21 protein-coding genes are annotated in these 24,134 nt (G+C 45.5%); 18 read left to right on the top strand and 3 right to left on the bottom strand.

What is annotated here, in order from left to right; genetic code table 11:
• The first annotated feature begins 273 nt into the window (after positions 1–273).
• The 5 genes from HMPREF1150_RS10750 to HMPREF1150_RS10730 all read left to right on the top strand — a co-directional run bounded on the left by HMPREF1150_RS10750 (position 274) and on the right by HMPREF1150_RS10730 (position 9,302).
• The gene (locus tag HMPREF1150_RS10750) at positions 274–4,794 is read left to right on the top strand and encodes a S8 family serine peptidase (protein WP_009659008.1); all 4,521 of its coding nucleotides are present in this window, start codon (positions 274–276) and stop codon (positions 4,792–4,794) included.
• A gap of 313 nt (positions 4,795–5,107) precedes the next feature.
• Positions 5,108–5,869: a peptidase MA gene (locus HMPREF1150_RS10745; RefSeq protein ID WP_009659017.1), complete on the top strand. Its 762-nt coding sequence runs from the start codon at positions 5,108–5,110 to the stop codon at positions 5,867–5,869.
• Positions 5,870–6,064: 195 nt separating this feature from the next.
• Complete coding sequence (gene glyQ / locus HMPREF1150_RS10740) at positions 6,065–6,982, top strand: glycine--tRNA ligase subunit alpha (RefSeq protein WP_009659044.1); 918 nt, start codon at positions 6,065–6,067, stop codon at positions 6,980–6,982.
• Between the two features lie 2 nt (positions 6,983–6,984).
• Positions 6,985–9,024 carry a glycine--tRNA ligase subunit beta gene (glyS, locus tag HMPREF1150_RS10735; protein WP_009659064.1) on the top strand — a complete coding sequence of 680 codons (2,040 nt, stop codon included), beginning with the start codon at positions 6,985–6,987 and terminating at the stop codon, positions 9,022–9,024.
• A gap of 20 nt (positions 9,025–9,044) precedes the next feature.
• Positions 9,045–9,302 (top strand): DUF896 family protein, encoded by a 258-nt coding sequence (locus tag HMPREF1150_RS10730; RefSeq protein ID WP_009659009.1) that lies wholly within the window; start codon positions 9,045–9,047, stop codon positions 9,300–9,302.
• A 57-nt stretch (positions 9,303–9,359) separates the two neighbouring features.
• On the opposite strand, the gene HMPREF1150_RS11440 is transcribed toward HMPREF1150_RS10730, so the two are convergent.
• The 3 genes from HMPREF1150_RS11440 to HMPREF1150_RS10715 are packed head-to-tail and all read right to left on the bottom strand — an operon-like array spanning position 9,360 to position 10,338.
• The gene (locus tag HMPREF1150_RS11440) at positions 9,360–9,536 is read right to left on the bottom strand and encodes a hypothetical protein (protein ID WP_009659056.1); all 177 of its coding nucleotides are present in this window, start codon (positions 9,534–9,536) and stop codon (positions 9,360–9,362) included.
• Positions 9,533–10,075: a DUF3278 domain-containing protein gene (locus tag HMPREF1150_RS10720; RefSeq protein WP_009659023.1), complete on the bottom strand. Its 543-nt coding sequence runs from the start codon at positions 10,073–10,075 to the stop codon at positions 9,533–9,535. The genes HMPREF1150_RS11440 and HMPREF1150_RS10720 overlap by 4 nt, the downstream gene beginning before the upstream one ends.
• A gap of 47 nt (positions 10,076–10,122) precedes the next feature.
• Positions 10,123–10,338 (bottom strand): helix-turn-helix transcriptional regulator, encoded by a 216-nt coding sequence (locus HMPREF1150_RS10715; protein ID WP_009659010.1) that lies wholly within the window; start codon positions 10,336–10,338, stop codon positions 10,123–10,125.
• 200 nt (positions 10,339–10,538) lie between these two features.
• Between HMPREF1150_RS10715 and rsmH the strand changes: the two genes are divergently transcribed.
• From rsmH to pepC, 13 genes are all read left to right on the top strand, one after another.
• Positions 10,539–11,489 (top strand): 16S rRNA (cytosine(1402)-N(4))-methyltransferase RsmH, encoded by a 951-nt coding sequence (rsmH, locus tag HMPREF1150_RS10710; protein ID WP_009659053.1) that lies wholly within the window; start codon positions 10,539–10,541, stop codon positions 11,487–11,489.
• A gap of 7 nt (positions 11,490–11,496) precedes the next feature.
• Positions 11,497–11,820 carry a cell division protein FtsL gene (ftsL, locus tag HMPREF1150_RS10705; protein ID WP_009659000.1) on the top strand — a complete coding sequence of 108 codons (324 nt, stop codon included), beginning with the start codon at positions 11,497–11,499 and terminating at the stop codon, positions 11,818–11,820.
• Entirely contained in the window at positions 11,810–14,101 is a 2,292-nt protein-coding gene (pbp2X, locus tag HMPREF1150_RS10700; RefSeq protein WP_009659030.1) for a penicillin-binding protein PBP2X, read from the top strand. Before ftsL ends, pbp2X begins: the two co-directional genes overlap by 11 nt.
• A gap of 1 nt (position 14,102) precedes the next feature.
• A complete protein-coding gene (gene mraY / locus HMPREF1150_RS10695) occupies positions 14,103–15,086 on the top strand; it encodes a phospho-N-acetylmuramoyl-pentapeptide-transferase (RefSeq protein ID WP_002911286.1) in 984 nt (327 codons plus the stop codon).
• Positions 15,087–15,190: 104 nt separating this feature from the next.
• Positions 15,191–16,534: a DEAD/DEAH box helicase gene (locus tag HMPREF1150_RS10690; RefSeq protein ID WP_009659060.1), complete on the top strand. Its 1,344-nt coding sequence runs from the start codon at positions 15,191–15,193 to the stop codon at positions 16,532–16,534.
• A gap of 246 nt (positions 16,535–16,780) precedes the next feature.
• Positions 16,781–17,590, top strand: a complete 810-nt coding sequence (locus HMPREF1150_RS10685) for an amino acid ABC transporter permease (RefSeq protein ID WP_312023384.1) — start codon at positions 16,781–16,783, stop codon at positions 17,588–17,590.
• The gene (locus HMPREF1150_RS10680) at positions 17,590–18,333 is read left to right on the top strand and encodes an amino acid ABC transporter ATP-binding protein (protein WP_009659004.1); all 744 of its coding nucleotides are present in this window, start codon (positions 17,590–17,592) and stop codon (positions 18,331–18,333) included. Before HMPREF1150_RS10685 ends, HMPREF1150_RS10680 begins: the two co-directional genes overlap by 1 nt.
• Before the next feature lie 171 nt (positions 18,334–18,504).
• Entirely contained in the window at positions 18,505–18,729 is a 225-nt protein-coding gene (locus tag HMPREF1150_RS10675; protein WP_002896945.1) for a DUF4059 family protein, read from the top strand.
• A 65-nt stretch (positions 18,730–18,794) separates the two neighbouring features.
• Positions 18,795–19,709 carry a thioredoxin-disulfide reductase gene (trxB, locus tag HMPREF1150_RS10670; RefSeq protein ID WP_002926539.1) on the top strand — a complete coding sequence of 305 codons (915 nt, stop codon included), beginning with the start codon at positions 18,795–18,797 and terminating at the stop codon, positions 19,707–19,709.
• Between the two features lie 107 nt (positions 19,710–19,816).
• The gene (locus HMPREF1150_RS10665) at positions 19,817–21,277 is read left to right on the top strand and encodes a nicotinate phosphoribosyltransferase (protein WP_009659050.1); all 1,461 of its coding nucleotides are present in this window, start codon (positions 19,817–19,819) and stop codon (positions 21,275–21,277) included.
• On the top strand, positions 21,274–22,098 hold the full coding sequence (nadE, locus tag HMPREF1150_RS10660) for an ammonia-dependent NAD(+) synthetase (protein ID WP_009659054.1): 825 nt from the start codon (positions 21,274–21,276) through the stop codon (positions 22,096–22,098). The genes HMPREF1150_RS10665 and nadE overlap by 4 nt, the downstream gene beginning before the upstream one ends.
• A 47-nt stretch (positions 22,099–22,145) precedes the next feature.
• Complete coding sequence (locus HMPREF1150_RS10655; RefSeq protein WP_009659038.1) at positions 22,146–22,706, top strand: GNAT family N-acetyltransferase; 561 nt, start codon at positions 22,146–22,148, stop codon at positions 22,704–22,706.
• Between the two features lie 78 nt (positions 22,707–22,784).
• Positions 22,785–24,119: an aminopeptidase C gene (pepC, locus tag HMPREF1150_RS10650; RefSeq protein ID WP_009659021.1), complete on the top strand. Its 1,335-nt coding sequence runs from the start codon at positions 22,785–22,787 to the stop codon at positions 24,117–24,119.
• Positions 24,120–24,134 lie beyond the last annotated feature (15 nt).

Here is a 24,134-nt window from a genome sequence, read left to right on the forward strand (position 1 = left end):
TTGGTCGGTTTAGTTTCAATGAGTTTTAGGTACTATTTACAATATAAAATAAATCTCTCGGTCATAAATGAATCGAGAGTTTTTCTTATTTCCGGATTTTAACATGTATTTGTTCTGTATTTCAAATAAATAGATGATTGAAACTTTATCATATAGCTTTTCTTGACTATAACGTTCGTCATTATTACGTTTTTGTTACATTTGTTATATGTGTATGAATTGTCAGAAAATTTTTATTATAATATGGTTTATAAATAAGGTAAGGAGACTTCTATGCAAAGACAACGTTTTTCACTCCGTAAATACAAGTTCGGTTTGGCTTCTGTTCTGTTGGGAACCGCTCTGGTTTTTGGTGCGGGACAGGCTCAGGCGGATGAGCAGGCGGCCACTAGTTCGTCAGGGCAAGGTCAGCCGACTGCTGCTGTGGTATCAGCGACTGAGTCTGCTTCTCAAGCAGCAACACCTGAGAGTCAGCCGTCAACTCAAGCCCCTGTGGAGAAAGCAACGCCAGCTTCTTCTGAATCGGCTACTTCAAGTACAGAGCATGCTAGCCAGCCTTCTACGGCAGAGGCTAAGGAAGCAGCCGCAGCTCCTGTAGAAAAAGGAGCGACTTCTTCATCAGAAGAGGCTTCTTCAAGTGCTGAGAAGGTAACTCAGCCTTCTGCCACAGAGACCAAGCCGACAGCTCCAGCTAGTCCGACAGCAGAGTCTCTGTCAGCCGCAAACTCAGACAAGCCAGCATCTAAACCTGATGCAGTAGCAGAGTCACCAACTTCTCAAGATGCTAAGCCAAACAGCATCAGTACCAATGAGATTATCAAGGTCCCTCAGACCTGGTCACAGGGTTATAAAGGTCAAGGCCGTGTGGTAGCCATTATCGACTCAGGTCTGGATGTCCATCATGAGGTTCTGAAGATCTCTGACCCGTCAAAGGCCAAGTATCAGACAGAGGCAGCTCTGGAAGAGGCTAAGAAAAAGGCCGGTATTGACTACGGGAAGTGGTACAACAGCAAGGTTGTCTATGCCTATAACTATATCGACGGTGATGACAATATCAAGGAAAAGAACAGTTACTCGCATGGTATGCACGTAACAGGGATTACAGCGGGAAATCCCAACAAGAAAGCTCCTAATGATGAGTATGTCTATGGTGTTGCGCCAGAAGCACAAGTTATGTTTATGCGGGTCTTCTCAGACCGTCAACGCACAACTAGCGACGCTATCTATATCAAAGCCATTGATGATGCAGTAGCTCTGGGAGCTGATACCATCAATATGAGTCTAGGCTCAGCAACAGGTTCGACGGTTGATGTCAGCCCTAGTTTGCAGGCGGCTATTGAGCGTGCTCGGGCCAAAGGAGTGAGTGTGATCATTGCGGCGGGTAATGACAATACCTTCGGAAGTGAATACTCTAAACCGCTGGTTGAAAATCCAGACTATGGTCTAGTTGGCAGTCCTTCAACAGCAGAAAGCTCTATCTCAGTCGCTTCTGTCAATAACACAGTTCTGACAGAGGAAGTCATGGAAGTTCGTGGTCTGGAAAAGAACGATAAGCTTTTGAACGGTCATTTCAGCTACTCCATGGGTGAGACAAATGCAACCTTTGAAAAGGGCAAGGAATATGAGTATGTCCATATTGGTCTTGGTCGTGAAGAGGACTTTGCTGGTAAGGATCTGACAGGGAAGCTGGCTCTTATCCAGCGTGGTTCCTTTACCTTCGCTGAAAAGGTTAGAAATGCCATCAGCCATGGTGCTGTTGGTGCTCTGATCTACAATAATGTCGACGGAGCTAACCTAACGATGAGCCTGGATAGTGAATCTAAAAAGGTTCCGTCAGCCTTTATCAGTAAGGAATATGGAGAGGCTTTGGCAGCTGGTAATTACAAGGTGGTCTTTAATGGTCTTAAGGTCAATCGGCCACATCCAGGAGCAGGTAGTCTGTCTGACTTCTCTAGTTGGGGTGTGACGACAGATGGTTTGCTCAAGCCAGATGTGACAGCACCAGGTGGCGATATCTACTCATCGCTTAATGACAATACCTATGGCTCTATGAAGGGAACCAGTATGGCTACGCCTCATGTGGCTGGTGTTGCAGCTTTAGTCAAGGAATATCTCCTTCAGCACTATCCAGACTTGACGCCTGCCCAGAATGCCGATTTGGTCAAAGCGCTTATCATGTCCACAGCTAAGCTGCACGTCAACAAGGAAACTGGTGTCTATACCTCTCCGCGTCAGCAGGGAGCTGGTATCGTGGATACGGCAGCGGCTATTTCTACCGGTCTCTATGTGACAGGGGATAACCAATATCCTAGCGTTTCCTTAGGCAATGTCCAAGACAGCTTCACCTTTGATGTTACGGTTCATAATATCACGGATAAGGATCGGACACTGAAGATGATTGTCAATACCAACACGGATGCGGTCAAGGATGGCTACTTTACCCTGACACCTCGCAAACTAACCGAAACGGTCTGGCCAGAAGTTACCGTCAAGGCTCATAGCAGCCAGAAAGTGACGGTCAAGGTAAATACTGCTAAGTTTGCGGAAGAGTTGATCAAGCAGATGCCGAACGGCTATTTCTTAGAAGGCTTTGTCCGCTTTGTGGATCCAGCGGATGACGGCGATGTGGTTAGCCTGCCATTTATGGGCTTCCGTGGGCAATTCCAAGATCTTCCAGCTGTAGAAAGACCAATCTATGATCTGGTCCAAGAAGGCAAGTCAGGCTTCTATTATCCAGTGCCAGAGGACAAGAGTATCCTATCTGATGACAATGTCTCTTCCCTTGTGACAGAGTCAAATGATACACTCTACTCTACCGGTCGAACAGCTGCTCGCAGCTCAATTGTACTGGGAACTGCAGAAAATGCGGATGGTAAGCATGTGCTGCAGCTGGGAGCGGATGGCAAGATTCGTCTGGCCTTCTCACCTAATGGTGATGGCAATCAGGACAGCATCCAGTATCGGACAGTTCTCTATCGTAATATCAATAATCTGACAGCTAGTGTCTATACGGCAGATGATAAGGACTATCGCTTCCCAATCTGGCAGAGCAGCACGATTAGAGAAAGCCGCAAGAACTATTATAGTGGTCGGTCAGACAATCCTAAGTCCTACCTACTAGAAGATACATACTGGGATGGTCGTGATAGCAAGGGTGAGAAGCTGGAAGATGGCCTCTATACCTATGTGGTTCGCTATACGCCAGATGTACCAGGTGCTAAAGAGCAGCAGATTAGCTTTAACCTGCAGATTGATAATCAGAAGCCTTTGATTAGCTCAGGCTATATCAGTACCAAGGATGGTGCGGAAACCTTTACGGCTCGTAAGCCAAAAGATGTTGGCAACGGCGGTATTTTGAGAGAACAGGTCTTCTATCTGCAAGCAGATGAAAAAGGGAAAGAGACCTATAAAGCAGTGGATGATTTTGGCATTGAGCGTGATTACGAGCGTCGGGTTTACATCTCAGCCAATGCGGATGGCAGCTACACCTTGCCAAAAGGAGTGGACAAGTCTAAGATCTTCTATGTGGTAGAGGACTATGCGGGTAACCGTGATGCCATAGCTTTGTCAGAGCTAGTCAGTGCTGAAAATGATGGGCGCATCCGTGTCGCTCTGGTGGATGCCAATACGCGTCAAGATGTGCATTCGACCTTTATCTATCGGATCAAGGACAGCAAGGGCAAGTATGTCGAACTGGACAAGGGCAAGAAAATCAATGCTCTGCCGTTTGGACGCTACACAGCTGAGATCTTTACTTATGATAAGGATGAGCTTCGTTTCTACAGCGCTCTGACTCAGGAGTTTGAGCTGACAGCCCAAGATAGCTTTAAGACGATTGAGTTTCTGGTCAAGAAGCTGGTCTTTGCACCGGTCAGCGTTGCCTTTGATCAAGCTGTTCCGAAGAATACCCAAGTGGTTCTCAAGAATAATAATGGCGATGCTTATACGCTTCCAGCAGAACTGTTTGGCAAGCATGCCTTCGGAAGATCCGTAGCATCTGGATTCTACTCTGTCTTTGTCAACCTGCCGACCGGCTACGAGCTCTGGGAAACTGAGCCGACTGTCGAGGTCAAAGAGGGCAAAAACAACCTGCTGAAACTGGGAGTTATCGTCAAGTCAGGCTTGCTGGCGGCTGTCAATCAGCAGTCTAGTCTGGTCGGCACTGCTCAGTATTACAATGCTTCTGCAGCGAAGCGCACAGCCTACGACCAAGCCTATCAGGCAGCCAAGGAAGCTTTGACAAGCAAACTGACCCAAACGCAAGTTGATGCCGTAAGAGCAAAACTAGAAACAGCATCTGCTAATCTAGACGGCAAGGACTCTGATATTGCTGCGGTTAAGGCGGCTGTGGAAGCTTATGCAGCTACCACTAAGACAGGGGCTTATGCCAATGCTAAGGATAGGACTCGCCGTGCTTATGACAAGGCCTTCCAAGCAGTGGCTCTGCTCTTGGTGCAGGACAAGGTTACCCAGGAGCAAATCGATACAGCTCTGGCTCAGCTGGCTACAGCAGAGAAGAAGCTGGATGGTAAGGCGACTAACTTTACCAATCTTAAGAAGCTAGTCGATGATGAGGTGCATTACCAAGCCATCAGCAATAAGTTTATCTATGCGACTGATACGGTGAAGGCGGCTTATCTAGAAGCTTATGCACAGGCTAAGGAAGTTTTGGCTAATCCAGGTGCCAGCCAGGAAGATGTCAAAGAAGCCATTGCCAATCTCAGAGCAGCCAAGAGAAAACTTGATGGCAGAAAGCCAAGAGTAGTCAGACCGAAAAAACCTAAACAAGTCTAATTGGTTTTCAAGTCAGTTAAAATCCCTTAAGTTGAAACTTGAGGGATTTTTCGATAAGTATTTTACATTGGCCCTATTTTCTGCTATAATCTTTTTTAGAAAGAATTCTCATTGTCTACTTTTTAGCGAGTTCGGGATAGTGTGAGCCGGATAGGGAAGCAGTGCAGATGGCGCTTTCGGTTATAATTTTTAAAGTAATGAAGTAATAAATTAGGGTGGAACCGCGTCTTGACGCCCCTAGGTTGAAGAGCCTAGGAGTGTCGGATGTGGTTCTTTTGCGTACTGAGTCTATTGTTCGAAAGAAAGGAGATTCGTGGAGAACCTTTATCTTGTAAAAGACGAGAACCAATTAGCAGCTTTTCGAGATTTCGTCGCAAAGAATTCCGCAAAGTTGCAGGATTATCTAACATTTTTAAAAGACGAGTTTGCGGTTTATGACTTGCCGCAAGCCATCATTTGGTCCGATTTTGATTCTGCTACGCAGATCATTCGGGAAATTCCTGTACCAGCCTATACAAATGATAGGCGGATGGTTATGACTCCCGAATTGACGGTTTGGAAAGATTTGTATCTCCTTCAGTTGGAGAATTACGAGTCCGCTCACCAAACTCAAGCAATAGCAAACCACTATCAGTCTTTGTCTGAAAATTTTCTCTTGCAGATTGTGGGCCATGAGTTAGCTCATTGGTCGGAGCATTTTTCAGATGATTTTGATGGATACGGTGCCTATATCTGGTTTGAAGAAGGGATGGTTGAGTATATTAGCCGCAAGTATTTCTTTACAATTGAGGAATTTCGAGTGGAAAAAGCTTGTAATCAGGCTCTCGTAAAGCTCTTTCAGAAAAAGCACGGTTGGCACTCATTGAATGATTTCGGTACTTCGACTTATCAAGGGAATTATGCTAGTATTTTTTACGAATACTGGCGCAGTTTTTTGACCGTTGACAAGCTAGTAGAAAATCTAGGCAGTGTGCAAGCGGTCTTTGATTCTTATCATCGGTGGGCAAACACAGATAAAACACTTCCCTTGTTGGATTGGTTCATACAGCAGAAAATAATAGACAAAGAGATATAAACAAAAGGAGTAACTAATGTCCAAGAAACTTACCTTTCACCTCGCCAAAGTCAATTGCGAACCTAAAGGTTCGATTGACTGACGACAACCGCTATGGGCGGTTTGTCTAGGCGATGTACTAGCTTTTCAAAAGGGAAATAATCGTTCCCTTTTGAACGCTTCGCAAGAAATCTAAATAAACTAAAGGAGTAAAAAATGTCTAAGAAATTAACCTTTCAGGAAATTATCCTGACTCTACAACAGTTCTGGAATGATCAAGGTTGTATGCTCATGCAGGCTTATGATAATGAGAAGGGGGCGGGAACGATGAGTCCTTATACCTTCCTGCGAGCTATTGGTCCTGAGCCTTGGAATGCGGCCTATGTCGAGCCGTCTCGTCGCCCAGCAGATGGACGATATGGGGAAAACCCTAACCGTCTTTACCAGCACCACCAATTTCAGGTGGTTATGAAGCCATCTCCAAGTAATATCCAAGAACTTTACTTGCAGTCTTTGGTGCTCTTGGGCATCAATCCGCTGGAGCACGATATCCGCTTTGTCGAGGATAACTGGGAAAATCCGTCAACTGGATCAGCTGGTCTGGGCTGGGAAGTATGGCTGGATGGCATGGAAATCACTCAGTTCACTTACTTCCAGCAGGTTGGAGGTCTGCCAACTCAGCCGGTGACTGCTGAGGTGACTTATGGTCTGGAGCGTCTGGCTTCTTATATCCAAGAAGTGGACTCAGTCTACGACATTGAGTGGGCTGATGGCGTTAAGTACGGCGAAATTTTCACTCATCCTGAGTATGAACATTCCAAGTACAGCTTTGAGGTCAGCAATCAAGACTTGCTCTTGGGGAATTTTGAGAAATTTGAAGCGGAAGCTAAGCGCTGTCTGGACGAGCATCTGGTGCACCCAGCCTATGACTATGTTCTCAAATGCTCGCATACCTTTAACCTCTTGGATGCGCGTGGAGCCGTATCTGTGACAGAGCGGGCTGGTTACATTGCCCGTATTCGTAACCTGGCGCGTGTTGTGGCTAAGACCTTTGTGGCTGAGCGTAAGCGTCTGGGCTATCCGCTTTTGGATGCAGAGACTCGCGAGAAACTCTTGGCAGAGGAGGGAGAATAATCATGGTAAAAAATTTATTAGTTGAATTAGGCTTGGAGGAAATGCCAGCCTATGTCGTGACACCGAGCATGAAGCAGTTGCGCGACAAGATGGGAGCCTTCCTGACAGACCATCGTCTGACCTTTGAGAAAATTGAAATGTTCTCTACGCCTCGCCGTTTGGCGGTGCGCGTGGTTGGCTTGGCGGACAAGCAGTCTGATTTGACCGAAGATTTCAAAGGCCCTTCTAAGAAAATTGCTCTGGACGCAGATGGCAACTTTACCAAGGCTGCTGAAGGCTTTGTCCGTGGCAAGGGCTTGACGGTTGAGGACATTACTTTCCGTGAAATCAAAGGGGAAGAATACGTCTATGTGACCAAGGAAGAAATCGGCCGCCCGGTAGAGGAGATCACCCCAGCAGTGACGGAAGTTCTGCAAGCTTTGATCTTCCCTGTCAGCATGCACTGGGCCAACAACACCTTTGAATACATCCGCCCGGTCCACACCTTGACTGTACTCTTAGATGAGCAGGCCTTTGATTTGGATTTCTTGGATATCAAGAGCGGCCGTACTAGCCGAGGACACCGTTTCTTGGGGCAAGAAACGGAGATTGCTTCAGCGGATTCCTATGAAGATGACTTGCGGGCTCAGTTTGTCATTACCAGTCCTCTTGAGCGGGGAGATATGATTGTCGAGCAGATTCGAGCACTGGAAGAGGAGCACGGAGTTTCTATCGAGATTGACGAAGACTTGCTCAATGAAGTGTTGAATCTGGTAGAATATCCAACTGCTTTCTTAGGTAATTTTGATTCTAAATACTTAGAGGTTCCAGAAGAAGTCTTAGTAACTTCCATGAAAGAGCACCAGCGTTACTTTGTTGTGCGTGATAGTGAAGGTAAGCTTTTGCCACACTTTATCTCTGTCCGCAACGGAAATGCAGAGCACTTAGAAAATGTCATCAAGGGAAATGAAAAAGTCTTGGTGGCTCGTCTGGAAGATGGGGAATTCTTCTGGAGAGAAGACCAGAAGCTGGCTATTGCCGACTTGGTTGAAAAGCTGAGCAATGTGACCTTTCACGAAAAGATTGGCTCTCTGGCAGAGCACATGGAGCGGACTGGCAAGATTGCTGCTCTCTTGGCGCAAGAAGCAGGATTGGATGCTGATGAGACGGCTGACTTGGCCCGTGCAGCGGCTATTTATAAGTTTGACCTGCTGACTGGCATGGTTGGTGAGTTTGATGAGCTGCAAGGTATCATGGGTGAGAAGTATGCTCTTCTGGCTGGTGAGAATGCTGCGGTGGCAGCTGCCATTCGGGAGCACTATATGCCGACTTCAGCAGATGGGGAATTGCCTGACACCAAGGTCGGAGCAGTCTTGGCTCTGGCTGATAAGCTGGATACTATTCTGTCCTTCTTCTCAGTTGGGCTGATTCCAAGTGGTTCTAATGACCCGTATGCATTGCGCCGTGCGACTCAGGGTGTCGTGCGTATCTTGGACAAGTTTGGCTGGAACATTGACTTGGCTCAGCTTCTTGGTCGACTTTACGAACTCAAGTTTGATAGTCTAAGCTATGACAATCAAGAGGCCGTGCTGGACTTCTTCCGTGCTCGTGTTGAGAAAATGATGGATCGAGGCATTCCCAAAGACATCGTGACGGCTGTTCTTCAAAGCACTAACTTTGTCGTACGCGATTTGGTAGAAACAGCTGCACTCCTAGCAGAAAAAGCTCAGGAAGACAACTTCAAGTCAGCAGTCGAAAGCCTGTCTCGGGTCTTTAATCTAGCTGAGAAAGCTCAAGGGCAGACAGCTGTCAATCCAGCACTCTTTGAAAATCAAGAGGAAAAAGACTTGGCAGCTGCTATTGAAAAAGTGGAGCTGACGCCTGACTTAGCTGCCAATCTGGACCAACTCTTTGCTCTCAGTCCAGTTATTGACGCTTTCTTTGACCATACCATGGTCATGGCAGAAGATGAAGCTGTGCGTAACAACCGCCTAGCTCTCCTGGCGTCTTTGACGGCCAAAGCGGGACAGCTGGCCCAGTTTAATCAGATTAATACCAAATAAAAGGTAAGAGAGGTAGAATCATGGATCCTAAAAAAATTGCCCGTATTAATGAACTGGCTAAGAAGAAAAAAACAGAAGGTCTAACTGCTGAGGAAAAAGTGGAACAAGCCAAGCTTCGTGAAGAGTACATCGAAGGCTACCGTCGTTCTGTTCGCCATCACATCGAAGGCATCAAGATTGTTGATGAGGATGGCAATGATGTGACACCTGAGAAGTTGCGTCAAATTCAGCGCGAGAAAGGCCTTCACGGCCGTAGTCTGGATGTCCCAGAGTCTTAAAGTAATATAAAAGAATCCCTCGCTAGGAAGCTAGAAAGTTCCTGTCGAGGGATTCTTTTATTCTTGTTTATGTTTTTTCAAAATGCGGAGGGCTACATAGATGCAGCTAACGATGATTGCTACATCCAGCCAGAAAATCCAAGGCTCTGTAATACGGAAAAAGAAATAAACAGCGATGGCAATAATGAGGGACAGAATGCCTAGATCCATTTTTTCTTTGAGATTGAGTCTCATAGGTCTTCTTCCTCCTTTTTTTGTGCTTGACGAATCTTTCCTTTGGCAATGAAATGCATAATCAGTCCAAATCCAAGGCCTGCAGCTAATCCTGTTATAATGAGTTTAGGTTGAAGTAAAATTTGTAGGATATCTTTCTTTTCCATGACAGCTATCATGATGCCGAAGAGAGGGTAAAAGAGCAGCCAATAGGAGAAACCTGCTTTGAGACCAGCATGTTTCATAGCTTTTTCTTCTTTTTCATCCTGAAGTCCTAGCTCTAGGTCATCAATTCCTTTGCGCCGTGCTTGAATGACTATATAGACACAGAAGCCGAGGATAAGGATTTCCAGCAGGATAGGATAGGCAACAGCGATAATTTTGGGCCAGCGAAAGGCTAGGGGAAAGGCGATGGCATTGCCAAAAATCAGAATAAAGAAAAGCCAAATGAAGCCTATATTTCCTAGATGCTCAGCCTGTTGGCGCTTTTGCTCGTCCAAAGGTCCGGTAATGCCGTAAAATCGTTTAATCATCTTGTCTGAGAATGTTTCTTTTTTCATGTTTGTTTCCTTTCTTTAGGTATGAATGTTGCTGCAGGGAAGAATTCTTAGTCATTTGACTCTTCATCTGTCAGCTGGGGCTCCCAAAAGAGGGCGTTGAGGTCAGTATCCAGCGCTCTAGCCAGATTGATACAGAGCTCGAGGGTGGGGTTGTATTTGTTGTTTTCAATCATATTGATAGTTTGCCGCGATACCCCGATAGACTTGGCCAACTCTAGCTGAGACATCTTTTTTTCTTTTCGAAATTCTTTGACACGATTCATTACACCCTTCCTTTCTAATTCTATAACTGATAACTTCCAGTAAGTTTGTCAGTTATATTTGACTTTTATTTTATGCTAGTATAATACTTTTTGGAAAAAGTGTCAAGTATATCTGACAAAAAATTTAAAAAAGGATTTCATCCGCTTACTTTTTCTTTTAAATTTTTTTTTGCTTTTGAATGTGATATAATAAGTAAGATATGACAAACGAATTTCATCACATTACGGTTCTTCTTCATGAAACGGTTGACCAGCTGGCGGTTAAGCCTGACGGCATCTATGTCGATGCGACCCTTGGCGGTGCTGGTCACAGCGAATATCTTTTGAGTCAGCTCGGAGACGAAGGGCATCTCTATGCCTTTGATCAGGACCAGACGGCTATTGACAATGCTAAAAAGCGCTTGGCTCCTTATGTAGAGCGGGGGATGGTGACCTTTATCAAGGACAATTTCCGCCACCTCAAGAGCCGTTTGCAAGAAGCCGGTGTAGAAGAAATTGATGGGATTTGTTATGATTTAGGCGTTTCCAGCCCTCAGCTGGATCAGCGTGAGCGTGGTTTTTCCTATAAACAGGATGCGCCTTTGGATATGCGCATGAACCGCGATGCAGCCTTGACAGCTTTTGAGGTTGTCAATCATTATAGCTATCAGGATTTGGTACGAATCTTTTTTAAATACGGCGAAGATAAGTTTTCTAAGCAGATTGCCCGCAAGATTGAGCAGGCTAGAAGTATCAAGCCTATTGAAACAACGACAGAATTGGCTGAAATTATCAAGTCAGCTAAGCCAGCTAAGGAGCTGAAGAAGAAAGGCCACCCGGCCAAGCAGATTTTTCAAGCTATTCGGATTGAAGTCAATGATGAATTGGGCGCAGCGGATGAGTCTATTCAGCAGGCCATTGATCTGCTAGCGGTGGACGGCCGGATTGCGGTCATTACTTTTCATTCGCTGGAAGACCGTCTGACCAAGCAGCTTTTCAAGGAGGCGTCAACAGTAGATGTTCCTAAGGGCCTGCCCTTCATCCCAGATGAACTGCAGCCTAAGCTGGAGCTGGTCAGCCGCAAACCAATTTTACCAAGCAAAGAAGAATTAGAAAGCAATAACCGGGCTCATTCCGCCAAGCTGCGCGTGGCCCGTAAGATACACAAGTGAGGAAGAAATGTCAGAAAAAAGACCAAACCCGCTTCAAGATCAGATGCGAAAATTTTCCCGAGTTGAGAAGGCCTTTTACGGCTCCATCGTTTTGACTGCCATTATTTTAGCGGTCAGCATCGTCTTTATGAAGACCAAGCTATTGCAGGTGGACCGGGATTTGACGGAAGTCAATACGCAGATTGAGGCGGAGCAGACAGAACTGGCCGACATCAAGCAGGAAGTCAATGAACTGACCCGCTATGAAAGGCTGTCCCAGCTGGCCAGCTCTCAGGATATGAAACTCCAGAAGGGAAATCGTAAAACGGTGAGTTCAACGGATGAAGAATAGAATTTTTGAAAGAATTAAAAAATACGCCCTGAAAAATAGGCAAACCCCTGAATACAATCGGCGGCAAGTGGGAAAGAGCATGAGCATCTTAGCTATCTTTCTCTTTTTCGTTTTCTTGATTAATTTTGCCATTATTATCGGGACAGACCAGAAGTTCGGTGTTAATTTATCAAAGGGAGCAGAAGTGGTCCATCAAAAGACTGTCACAGTCGCTGCCCGGCGTGGAACGATTTATGACCGAAATGGAGTTCCCATTGCAGAGGATGCCACGACTTATAATGTTTATGCCATTATTGACAAGAGTTACAAGTCAGCTACCGGCAAGATTCTCTATGTAGAAGAATCCCAGTACGATAAGGTGGCAGAGATTTTCAATCAATACCTAGAGCTGGATAAGGACTACGTCAAAACCCAGCTGTCTCAGAAAAATCTCAAGCAGGTTTCCTTCGGGGCCCAGGGCAATGGCATTACCTACAGTAATATGAATGCCATGCGGGAAGCCTTTGAAGCTGCTGGTATTGAAGGGATTGACTTTACTACTAGTCCCAACCGCAGTTATAGTAACGGTGTCTTTGCCTCCCAGTTTATCGGTCTTGCCCAGCTGCAGGAGGATAAGGAAGGTAATAAGACGCTAAAAGGGACTTCTGGCATGGAGCAGGCACTGGATAGGATTCTTGCTGGTCAGAATGGAATTGTGACCTACGAAAAAGACCGAAATGGTAATGTTGTCCCTGGGTCGGAAAAGGTCTCTGTACAGGCAGAGGATGGCAAGGATGTCTACACAACCCTTTCTGCGGAACTTCAAACCTATCTCGAAACGCGTATGGATGTCTTCCAAGAAAAGGTGAAAGGTAAATATGTCAGTGCGACCCTGGTCAGTGCCAAAACAGGGGAAATCCTTGCAACGACGCAACGTCCAACCTATAATGCAGATACCAAAGAAGGCTTGGATATTAAGAATCTGAGAACCTGGAACACGATTCTTTATCAAGATCAATATGAACCTGGTTCAACCATGAAGGTAATGTTATTAGCTTCGGCGATTGATCATGGGACCTTCCCAGCCTATAATGAGGTATACTACAGTAACGAACTACAGGTAAAAGATGCGACCATCCGTGACTGGGATGTCAATATGGGACTGTCTGAAGGTCGCTATATGAATATTGCCCAAGCTTTTGCCTTTTCAAGTAACATTGGGATGACCAAGCTAGAACAGAAGATGGGAAATGCTGTCTGGATGAATTACCTCAAACTCTTTAAGTTCGGACTTCCTACACGTTTTGGAATGGGAGACGAAGGTTTTGGAGGCCTACCAGGAGATAACTATGTCACTCAAGCCATGTCTTCTTTCGGTCAAGGGATTTCGGTGACCCAAACGCAGATGTTGCGTGCATTTTCTGCCATTGCAAATGATGGGGAAATGTTGGAGCCTAAATTTATCAGTGCGATTTACGACGGCAAGCATGAAACTGCTCGTAAATCACAAAGAGAGATTGTCGGCAATCCAGTACCCGCTTCGGTTGCCCAACAGACCCGTAATTACATGATTACGGTAGGGACTGATCCTCAATTTGGTACCCTCTATTCATCGGATGGTCCCATTATCCAAGTAGCTGGACAAAATGTTGCTGTTAAATCGGGGACAGCCCAAATTGCGACGGCTAACGGGTATTTGGATGGAGAAAATAACAATATCAACTCCATTGTAGTCATGACGCCTGCCGAGGATCCAGATTTTATCATGTATGTGACAGTTCAGCAGCCTGAGGAAAAATTCCAGCCAATATTCTGGCAGGAAGTGGTCAATCCGGTCTTGGAAGAAGCAGTCGCTCTCAAAGACAGCCTTAATCTGACAACGGAAGCGACTCCGGCTCTTGAAACAGTCACTGAAGAAACCAGTTATAAAATGCCATCACTGGAAGAACTGACCAAGCAACTAGGTCTGAAACATCAAGTCAGTCCTGGCGGTCTGGCAGATGAATTGCGCCGCAACCTCGTCCAACCAATTGTGCTGGGAACAGGTGGCAAGATTAAAAAAGTATCTGTCAAAGAAGGTAAAAATCTTAAGGCCAACCAGCAGGTTTTGATCTTGTCAGATGATTTAGACAGTCTGCCTGATATGTACGGCTGGACCAAGGCCAATGTCGAACGTTTTGCCAAGTGGCAGGACATCGAAGTCACTTTCAAAGGAGAGGGCTCCAAGGTCGTCAAGCAGAGCGAGAAGACCAATACTTCGCTGAAAAAACTCAAGAAAATAACAATTACAATGGGAGACTAATATGCTTATTGCTCTTATTGCAGGAATCGTAACTTTTATCCTAACTATCATCGGCATTCCTGCCTTTATTCGTTTTTACCATAAGGCTCGTATCACAGGCCAACAGATGCACGAAGATGTTAAGCAGCATCAGGCCAAGGCCGGAACACCAACCATGGGTGGTACTGTCTTTCTTTTGACATCTGTTCTGGCCAGCTTTGTTATCGGTCTGTTTTCGCATCAGCTGTCCAACGGCCTCATCATGATTCTTTTTATCTTGGTCCTGTATGGCGTTGTCGGCTTTTTGGATGATTTCCTTAAGGTGTTTCGTAAGATCAACGAGGGTCTTAATCCCAAGCAGAAACTGTTTCTGCAGCTAGTCGGTGGAGTTGTCTTTTACTTCTTTTATAATCAGCACGGTGCAGGTGACCAGCTGAATATCTTCACCGTTCCTGTCCAGATAGGCTTCCTCTATGTCTTTTTCGTCCTTTTTTGGCTGATTGGCTTCTCCAATGCTGTCAATCTGACGGATGGAATTGATGGTTTGGCCAGCATTTCGGTGGTCATTAGCTTGGTGGCCTATGCTGTGATTGCTGTTGAGCAGAAGCGTTTTGATATTTTGATTGTCATCATCAGTATGATTGGTGGCTTGCTAGGCTTCTTTGTTTTCAACCATAAGCCTGCTAAAATCTTCATGGGAGATGTAGGAAGTCTGGCTTTGGGCGGTATGCTGGCTGCTATCTCTATTTCCCTTCACCAAGAGTGGACCCTGCTCTTGATTGGAATCGTCTATGTGTTTGAGACGACCTCGGTCATGATGCAGGTGACCTACTTCAAGCTGACTGGTGGCAAGCGGATTTTCCGGATGACCCCGGTTCATCACCACTTTGAGCTGGGAGGCCTAACTGGCCACGGCAAGGAGTGGAGCGAGTGGAAGGTCGATTTCTTCTTCTGGGGAATCGGTATCGTGGGCAGTCTTTTGACCCTAGCTATCCTATATCTATAGCAAGAAGCGAGTCTCTGGCTCGCTTTTCTGCTTCTTAGATTTGAGGGTAAGCAGGATGGTTATTTTTTTGGTATAATAGTTAGGATAATAGAATAGAGGACAAGATGAAATTTACAGAATTTAAGTTTAAAGATTATATTCAAGAAGCGCTCAGGGATTTGAACTTCGTTGAAGCGACTCCAGTCCAAGAGAAGCTGATTCCAGTCGTATTGTCAGGTCGGGATTTGGTTGGGGAGTCCAAGACAGGCTCTGGTAAGACCCATACGTTTTTGCTGCCGATCTTTCAAATGCTGGATGAGGAAGCAGACAGCGTGCAGGCTGTTATTACAGCCCCAAGTCGGGAGCTGGCAGCGCAGATTTATCAGGCCGCTCGGCAGTTAGCTAGCTTTTCTGAAAGAGAGATTCGGGTGGCCAATTATGTTGGTGGGACAGACAAGGCTCGTCAGATTGGAAAGTTAGAGTCCAGTCAGCCTCATATCGTCATCGGAACGCCTGGTCGGATTTATGACTTGGTAGAGTCAGGCGATTTGGCTATTCACAAGGCCAAGACCTTTGTCGTTGACGAGGCAGATATGACACTGGACATGGGCTTTTTGGCGACGGTTGATAAGATTGCAGGCCGGTTGCCTAAAGACCTGCAGTTTCTCGTTTTCTCAGCGACCATTCCGCAGAAGCTCCAACCTTTTTTGAAAAAATACCTGTCTAATCCAGTGATTGAGCAGATTAAGACCAAGACGGTCATTGCGGACACCATTGAAAACTGGCTTCTGTCAACCAAGGGGCGAGACAAGAATGCCCAGATTTATCAAATCAGTCAGCTCCTGCAGCCTTATCTGGCTATGATTTTTGTCAATACCAAGATGAGGGCAGATGAGCTACACAGCTATCTGACAGCTCAAGGGCTCAAAGTTGCTAAAATTCATGGCGATATTGCTCCGCGGGAGCGCAAGCGCATCATGAATCAGGTCAAGAATCTGGATTTTGAGTATATTGTCGCTACTGACTTGGCTGCGCGGGGGATTGATATCGAAGGTGTCAGCCATGTTATCAACGATGCCATTCCTCAGGACTTGTCTTTCTTTGTCCATAGGGTAGGCCGAACCGGCCGTAATGGTCTTCCTGGTACAGCCATTACTCTCTACCAGCCGAGCGACGACTCAGATATTCGGGAGCTGGAAAAGATGGGGATCAAATTCACTCCCAAGATGATAAAAGATGACGAGTTCCAGGATACCTACGACCGAGACCGTCGGACCAATCGGGAAAAGAGTCGGGAGAAGCTGGATACGGAAATGCTGGGGCTGGTCAAGAAGAAAAAGAAAAAAATCAAACCAGGCTACAAGAAAAAAATCCAGTGGGCAGTGAACGAGAAGCGCCGCAAGACCAAGCGAGCAGAGAATCGTGCACGTGGCCGGGCAGAGCGTAAGGCTAAGCGCCAAAGCTTTTAGTGATATACTTTTCTTATCGCTGTGATAAGAAAAATATATTAGTCTTTGTGAGATAGATATGATAGACTAGTGAAACTAGTCTATTTTTATATTGGGCTTAGTGTGGCTTATTTGATATTTAGGAACACGAGATTTGCATTAGCTACTCATGTTTTGACTGCTAAAAGACAGTAAAAGCGAAGCAAATTCTTTGTTTTGTTCCAGAATTGTGTTAAAATATTTCATTATCAAGAAAAGGAAGTAATAATAGTGGTTACAACTTATCTTCTGACAACTGGTTGGTATGAGGAGATCCTCAAGTTCATTCCAGATGGTAAATTATTTAGTTTAAGGGCTGTTTTTGAGGCTATTCCTGGCATTTTGCAAAATCTACCAATCACCCTTCTCTTGACAGCGGGTGGTGCAGTCTTTGGTATTCTGCTTGCCATGGTTTTTGCTATCGTCAAGATTAATCGGGTTAAAGTCCTGTATCCGATTCAGGCTTTCTTTGTCAGTTTTCTGAGAGGAACGCCTCTGCTGGTCCAGCTCATGCTGACCTATTTTGGGATTCCTTTATTGCTCAAGGCTATCAATCAGAAGTATGGGACAAGCTTTAATATCAACGAGATTCCAGCGTCTGTCTTTGCGATTGTTGCCTTTGCTTTCAACGAAGCGGCTTATGCCAGTGAGACCATCCGGGCAGCAATTTTGTCCGTAGATCCGGGAGAAATCGAGGCTGCTCGCAGCTTAGGAATGACCAACAAGCAGGTTTATATGCGTGTCATTATCCCCAATGCAGCAGTAGTCGCGACACCTAGTCTGATTAATTCCCTGATTGGCTTGACCAAGGGAACATCTCTGGCTTTTAGTGCTGGTGTAGTGGAAATTTTTGCCAAGGCACAGGCTATCGCGGGGGCAGATTACCGTTACTTTGAGCGTTTTATCTCGGTGTCGCTGATTTATTGGGCAGTCAATATTCTCATTGAGCAACTTGGCCGCTGGATCGAAAAGATGATGGATATCAAGCAGCCGGATAAATTTGAATCGCTTCAGCAAGCAGAAGGAGAAGGAATCTGATGATTAATATTTCACATTTAAGTAAGACTTTTTCAGGTCAAAAGGTTCTGGATGATCTCAGTTTGGACATTCAAAAAGGCGAAGTGGTAGCTTTGATTGGCTCTTCGGGTGCTGGGAAATCAACCTTTCTCCGCAGTCTCAACTATCTGGAACAGCCTGATAGCGGAAAGATTACTATTGACGGCTTCAAAGTGGATTTTTCAAGGATTTCCAAAGATGAGATTTTGCTGCTGCGCCGCAAGCTAGCCATGGTTTTTCAGCAGTTTAACCTCTTTTCCCGTCGGACGGCTCTGGAAAATGTCAAGGAAGGTCTACTGGTAGTTAAGAAATTGTCAGACCAAGAAGCGACTAAGCTAGCCAAGGAAGAGTTAGCAAAGGTTGGCTTGTCAGACCGAGAAAATCACTATCCTAGACATCTGTCAGGCGGTCAGAAGCAGCGGGTGGCTTTGGCAAGGGCTTTAGCTATGAAGCCAGATGTTCTTTTGCTAGACGAGCCGACCTCAGCCTTGGATCCTGAGTTGGTCGGAGAAGTAGAGAAATCGATCGCTGATGCAGCCAAGTCTGGCCAAACAATGATTCTGGTCAGTCATGATATGTCCTTTGTCGCTCAGGTTGCGGATAGAGTACTCTTTTTGGACAAGGGGAAAATCATAGAGTCTGGGACACCAGATGAAATTATTCATCATCCAAAGGAAGAAAGAACCAAGGAATTTTTTGCTAGTTACAAACGGACCTATATTTGATATAATAGAGACAGTGAAGGCTCAGTTGGCTAGACCAGCTGAGTTTGTTTTCAGTCTTAGCATACTGTGGAGCAGACTTTCTTATCTAGTTGGTGTTTTATGCTGACGGTTAGATTTGGAGTTGTTACCTTTCTTTGCACTACGAGGCTGATTGACCTTTGAGGAGTTGACATGTTAGATCAAATATTTGCACTTTATATCGAGAGTCTGATTTATACTGCAGTCGGTGTAGGGATCATTGCGGGTTTATGGATTGGACTGCGGATGATTCGCCGCAAGGACAAGACGGCTAAGGAGCGCCAGAGTCATCTGTACGATGTCCTTCTGATTGTCATTATGACGATTCCAGTCCTGTCTTTTGCGACGTTGGGCCTGCTCATTGTCCTAAAAGCTTAAATGCTTGTAAAACTGTAGAAAAGTTGTTAGAATAATTCTAGTTACAACAAGGAGAAAGAAGAGTTATGTACGATACAATTATTATTGGAGCTGGGCCTGCCGGCATGACAGCTGCCCTCTATGCAGCCCGCAGTAACCTAAAAGTTGCCCTGCTGGAGCGTGGTATTCCTGGCGGTCAGATGAACAATACAGCTGACATTGAAAACTATCCAGGCTATGCTAATATCAGCGGTCCTGAGCTAGCAGAGAAAATGTTTGAGCCTCTTGAGAATCTAGGGGTTGAACATTTATTTGGCCTAGTAGAAAAAATTGAAGACCGAGGTGATTTCAAGGAAATCATCACAGAGGATGAGCGTTTTGAAGCTAAAACAGTCATCATTGCTTCTGGTGCCAATCATCGTCATCTGGGGGTTCCTGGCGAGGAAGACTACAACAGCCGCGGGGTTTCTTACTGCGCGGTCTGTGATGGCGCATTTTTCCGTGATGAAGACCTGCTGGTTGTCGGTGGTGGCGACTCAGCGGTAGAGGAAGCTATTTTCCTGACGCGCTTTGCAAAAAGTGTGACCATTGTTCACCGTCGTGATGAGCTACGAGCACAAAAGGTGCTGCAGGATCGCGCCTTTGCCAACGAAAAGATTCGCTTTGTCTGGGATTCTGTGGTGGAAAGTATCCATGGTGATGAACGTAAGGTGACTGGTGTAACTTTCAAGAATGTCAAGACAGGTGAGGTTAGTCAGGCAGAGTTTGGCGGTATCTTTATCTATGTTGGCCTAGATCCAGTTAGTGAATTTGCTGCGGACTTGGGCATCACTGATGAGGCTGGCTGGATTCTGACGGATCATCAGATGAAGACATCTGTAGCTGGCATCTACGCTGTTGGTGATGTTCGCCAGAAAGACCTGCGCCAGATTACGACAGCTGTTGGCGATGGTGCCATTGCCAGTCAGGAAGCCTACAAATACCTTACAGAGCAAGCATAAAAATATAAGCTAAGCAAGTGTGTCTATTCAAGTGAGTTGACAGGATTTGCTTAGCTTTTTTGGAATTATGATATAATATAAGGTATCTAGCATAAAGGAGCAAGAAGATGTACCCAGATGATAGTTTAACGCTGCACACTGATTTGTACCAAATCAACATGATGCAGGTTTATTTCAAGCAAAATATTCACAACAAGCATGCAGTTTTTGAAGTTTTTTTCCGTAAGAATCCTTTTAATAACGGCTACGCTGTCTTTGCGGGCTTAGAAAGAATTATTTCCTATCTCAATAATCTGACGTTCAGCCAGAGCGATTTAGATTATTTGCAAACCTTGGGCTATCATGGAGAGTTTCTGGATTATTTGCGAAATCTCAAGATGAGCTTGACAGTAAGATCTGTTCAGGAAGGTGATTTGGTTTTTGCCAATGAGCCAATCGTGCAGGTGGAAGGCCCTCTAGCTCAGTGTCAGCTGGTTGAGACTGCCCTGCTCAATATCGTTAATTTTCAAACCCTGATTGCCACCAAGGCAGCTCGTATCCGCTCTGTTATCGAAGATGAGCCCCTGATGGAGTTCGGTACGCGCCGAGCCCAGGAAATGGATGCAGCTATCTGGGGAACTCGTGCTGCTGTGATTGGCGGAGCGAACGGTACCAGTAACGTCCGGGCTGGCAAGCTCTTTGATATTCCAGTCTTGGGAACGCATGCTCATGCCCTTGTTCAAGTCTATGGAAATGATTATGAAGCCTTTAAAGCTTACGCTGAGACTCATCATGATTGTGTATTCTTAGTAGACACTTACGATACATTGCGTTTGGGTGTTCCGGCAGCCATTCGGGTGGCGCGTGAGCTAGGAGACAAGATTAAGTTTCTGGGTGTCCGCATTGATTCGGGAGACCTTGCTTATATTTCTAAGAAAGTTCGGCAGCAATTAGATGAAGCTGGCTTCCCAGATGCTAAGATCTATGCGTCCAATGATCTGGATGAAAATACCATTCTCAACTTGAAAATGCAAAAGGCCAAGATAGATGTCTGGGGTGTGGGAACCAAGCTCATTACGGCCTATGATCAGCCGGCTTTAGGAGCAGTTTATAAGATTGTTGCTATTGAAGATGAGAATGGAGAATTACGCAATACCATCAAGCTGTCCAATAATGCCGAAAAAGTTTCTACTCCAGGTAAGAAGCAAGTTTGGCGCATTACTAGCCGCGAAAAAGGGAAGTCTGAGGGAGACTACATTACCTATGACGGCCTTGATGTCAATGGCTTGGAAGAGCTGGAAATGTTCCATCCGACCTATACCTACATCAATAAAACGGTCAAAAATTTTGATGCCGTACCGCTTTTGGTGGATATTTTCCAAGAGGGGAATTTGGTCTATGATCAGCCGAGCCTGACCGAGATTCAAGCCTATGCCCGTAAGGAATTTGATAAACTTTGGGATGAGTACAAGCGAGTTCTCAATCCACAGGATTATCCTGTTGACCTGGCTAGAGATATTTGGCAGGATAAGATGGACTTGATTGACCAGATGCGCAAGAAAGCCTACCAGACAGGAGCAGAAAAATGAGTCTACAAGAAGAAATTATCGCTCAACTGGGCGTCAAACCAAACATTGACCCGGAGGAAGAAATCCGCAAGTCGGTGGACTTTCTCAAGGCCTATCTGAGGAAGCACCCTTTTTTGAAAAGTTATGTTCTGGGAATTTCTGGTGGTCAGGACTCAACTTTGGCTGGTCGCTTGGCTCAGATGGCTGTAGAGGAAATGCGGGCTGAGACTGGAGATGATAGCTACCGCTTTATTGCCGTTCGCCTGCCTTATGGTGTTCAGGCAGATGAAGATGATGCCCAAAAGGCTCTGGCTTTTATCCAGCCTGATGTCAGTCTGACAGTTAATATCAAGGAATCTGCTGATGCCATGACAAAGGCTGTGGAGGCAACGGGTGCTAAAGTCTCTGATTTTAACAAGGGCAATATTAAGGCCCGCAGCCGTATGATTTCCCAGTATGCTTTGGCTGGTTCGTACAGTGGGGCTGTCATTGGGACCGATCATGCTGCAGAAAATGTCACCGCCTTTTTCACCAAGTTTGGGGATGGCGGAGCAGATATCTTACCGCTTTACCGCCTCAATAAACGACAAGGTAAGCAGCTTTTGGCCGCTTTAGGAGCAGATCCGGCTCTCTATGAAAAGGTGCCGACGGCTGATTTGGAAGAGGAAAAACCTGGGATTGCGGATGAAGTCGCTCTGGGCGTGACTTACAATGAAATTGATGACTACCTCGAAGGCAAGTCCGTTTCAGCCCAAGCCCAAGAAACTATCGAATCTTGGTGGCATAAGGGACAGCACAAACGGCATTTGCCGATTACAGTTTTTGATGAATTTTGGAAGTGAAAATCTCTATCGAACCTTTTTAGTCCGAGCCAAGAAATGAGGAAGCTATGAAAAAGATAGGTACACAGTCCATTGAAACCAAACGTCTTTTACTAAGACCTTTTCTGGAATCGGATGCTCAAGCTATGTATGACAACTGGGCTTCTCGTCCGGATAATTTGCTGCATGTGACATGGGATGCTCACGAGAGTCCTGAAGTCACCCAACAGTCTATTGCTCGCTGGGTTGAGAATTATCAAAACATGGATTTTTACAAGTGGACCATCTGCCTGAAAGAAAATCCTGAACAAGTGATTGGCGATATTAGTGTGGTGGATAGAGATGAAGTAGTTAATGCTTGCGAAGTCGGTTATATTTTAAGTAAAGACTATTGGGAGCAGGGGCTGATGACAGAAGCTTTGAAAGCTGTTTTAATCTATCTCTTGCAAGACGCAGGATTCAATCGTGTCACAGCAAGATTTGTAACAGCCAATCCAGCTTCGGGACGTGTCATGGCCAAAGCTGGCATGAGCTACGAAGGAACTTTCCGTCAGGCTGTATTTCATAAAGGACGAGTCAAAGATTTTTCCGTCTATGGAATCCTAAGATCTGATTTAGAAAAAGGCTAGGGCTCTTTTGTCCAGCCTTTTTACTTGCACTCCTTTTTTAAAGTTCTATAATAGATGTATAATGACAAGGAGGGTTCTATGCATTCGTTAGAACAAGATTTTACAGATAAGCTGTATGCTGCTTATGAGGCCAATTCCAAGTTTGCAGCAATGGAAAATGCCATCAGCCACAATGGTCTCTTGACATCCTTGGAGAAGCGAAGCGCTGCCGTGGAAAATACACCTATCTTTTCACTGGATCTCACTAAGGACAAGGTCAGTGACCAGAAAGCTTCAGGACGCTGTTGGATGTTTGCAGCTCTTAATACCTTCCGCCACAAGATGATTGCTGGTTTCCAATTGGAAGATTTTGAGCTATCTCAGGCCCATACCTTCTTTTGGGATAAATATGAAAAATCCAACTGGTTCTTGGAGCAGGTGATTGCGACAGCTGACCAAGAATTGACCAGCCGTAAGGTCAAGTTTCTCTTAGATACGCCACAGCAGGATGGCGGTCAGTGGGATATGGTTGTTTCCCTCTTTGAAAAATATGGTGTCGTGCCCAAGTCAGTCTACCCGGAGTCTATCTCATCCAGCAATAGCCGTGAACTCAATCAGATTCTCAATAAACTCCTGCGTCAAGATGCGCAGATTTTACGAGAATTAAGAGAGAAAGGGGCAGAATCGTCAGAACTTCAGGCCAAGAAAGAAGAACTTCTCCAAGAAGTCTTTAACTTCCTAGCTATGAATTTAGGCTTGCCACCTCGCCAGTTTGACTTTTCTTATCGAGATAAGGACAATCATTTCCACAGCGAGAGCGGATTGACACCTCTGACTTTCTATCAAAAATATGTCGATCTTAAGCTAGATGACTATGTCTCTATCATCAATGCGCCGACTGCAGACAAGCCTTATGGTCGGTCCTATACAGTCGAGATGTTGGGAAATGTCGTTGGCAGTAAGCCAGTCCGTTATTTGAATGTTGAAATGGATCGACTAAAAGAGCTGGCAATTGCGCAAATGAAGGCTGGCGAGACCGTTTGGTTTGGCTCGGATGTTGGTCAGTCTAGCAATCGTAAGGCAGGTGTTATGGCTGAAGGGATGCACGATTTCACTGCTAGCATGGATATCCGACTGACTCAGGATAAGGCTGGCCGTTTGGACTATAGCGAAAGTCTGATGACCCATGCAATGGTTTTGACAGGGGTGGACTTGGATGAAAATGGAAAAGCCAAGAAATGGAAGGTCGAAAACTCCTGGGGAGAAAAGGTTGGTAACAAGGGCTATTTCGTAGCCTCTGACGCTTGGATGGACGAGTATACCTATCAAATCGTCGTCCGAAAGGAGTTTCTGACAGCCGCAGAATTAGCTGCTTATGAAGCAGAGCCTCTTGTCCTAGCTCCGTGGGATCCTATGGGGGCTTTGGCAAAGTAAGCTTTGATGAGAGAA

Source organism: Streptococcus sp. AS14, from assembly GCF_000286495.1.
Lineage (GTDB): Bacteria > Bacillota > Bacilli > Lactobacillales > Streptococcaceae > Streptococcus > Streptococcus sanguinis_P.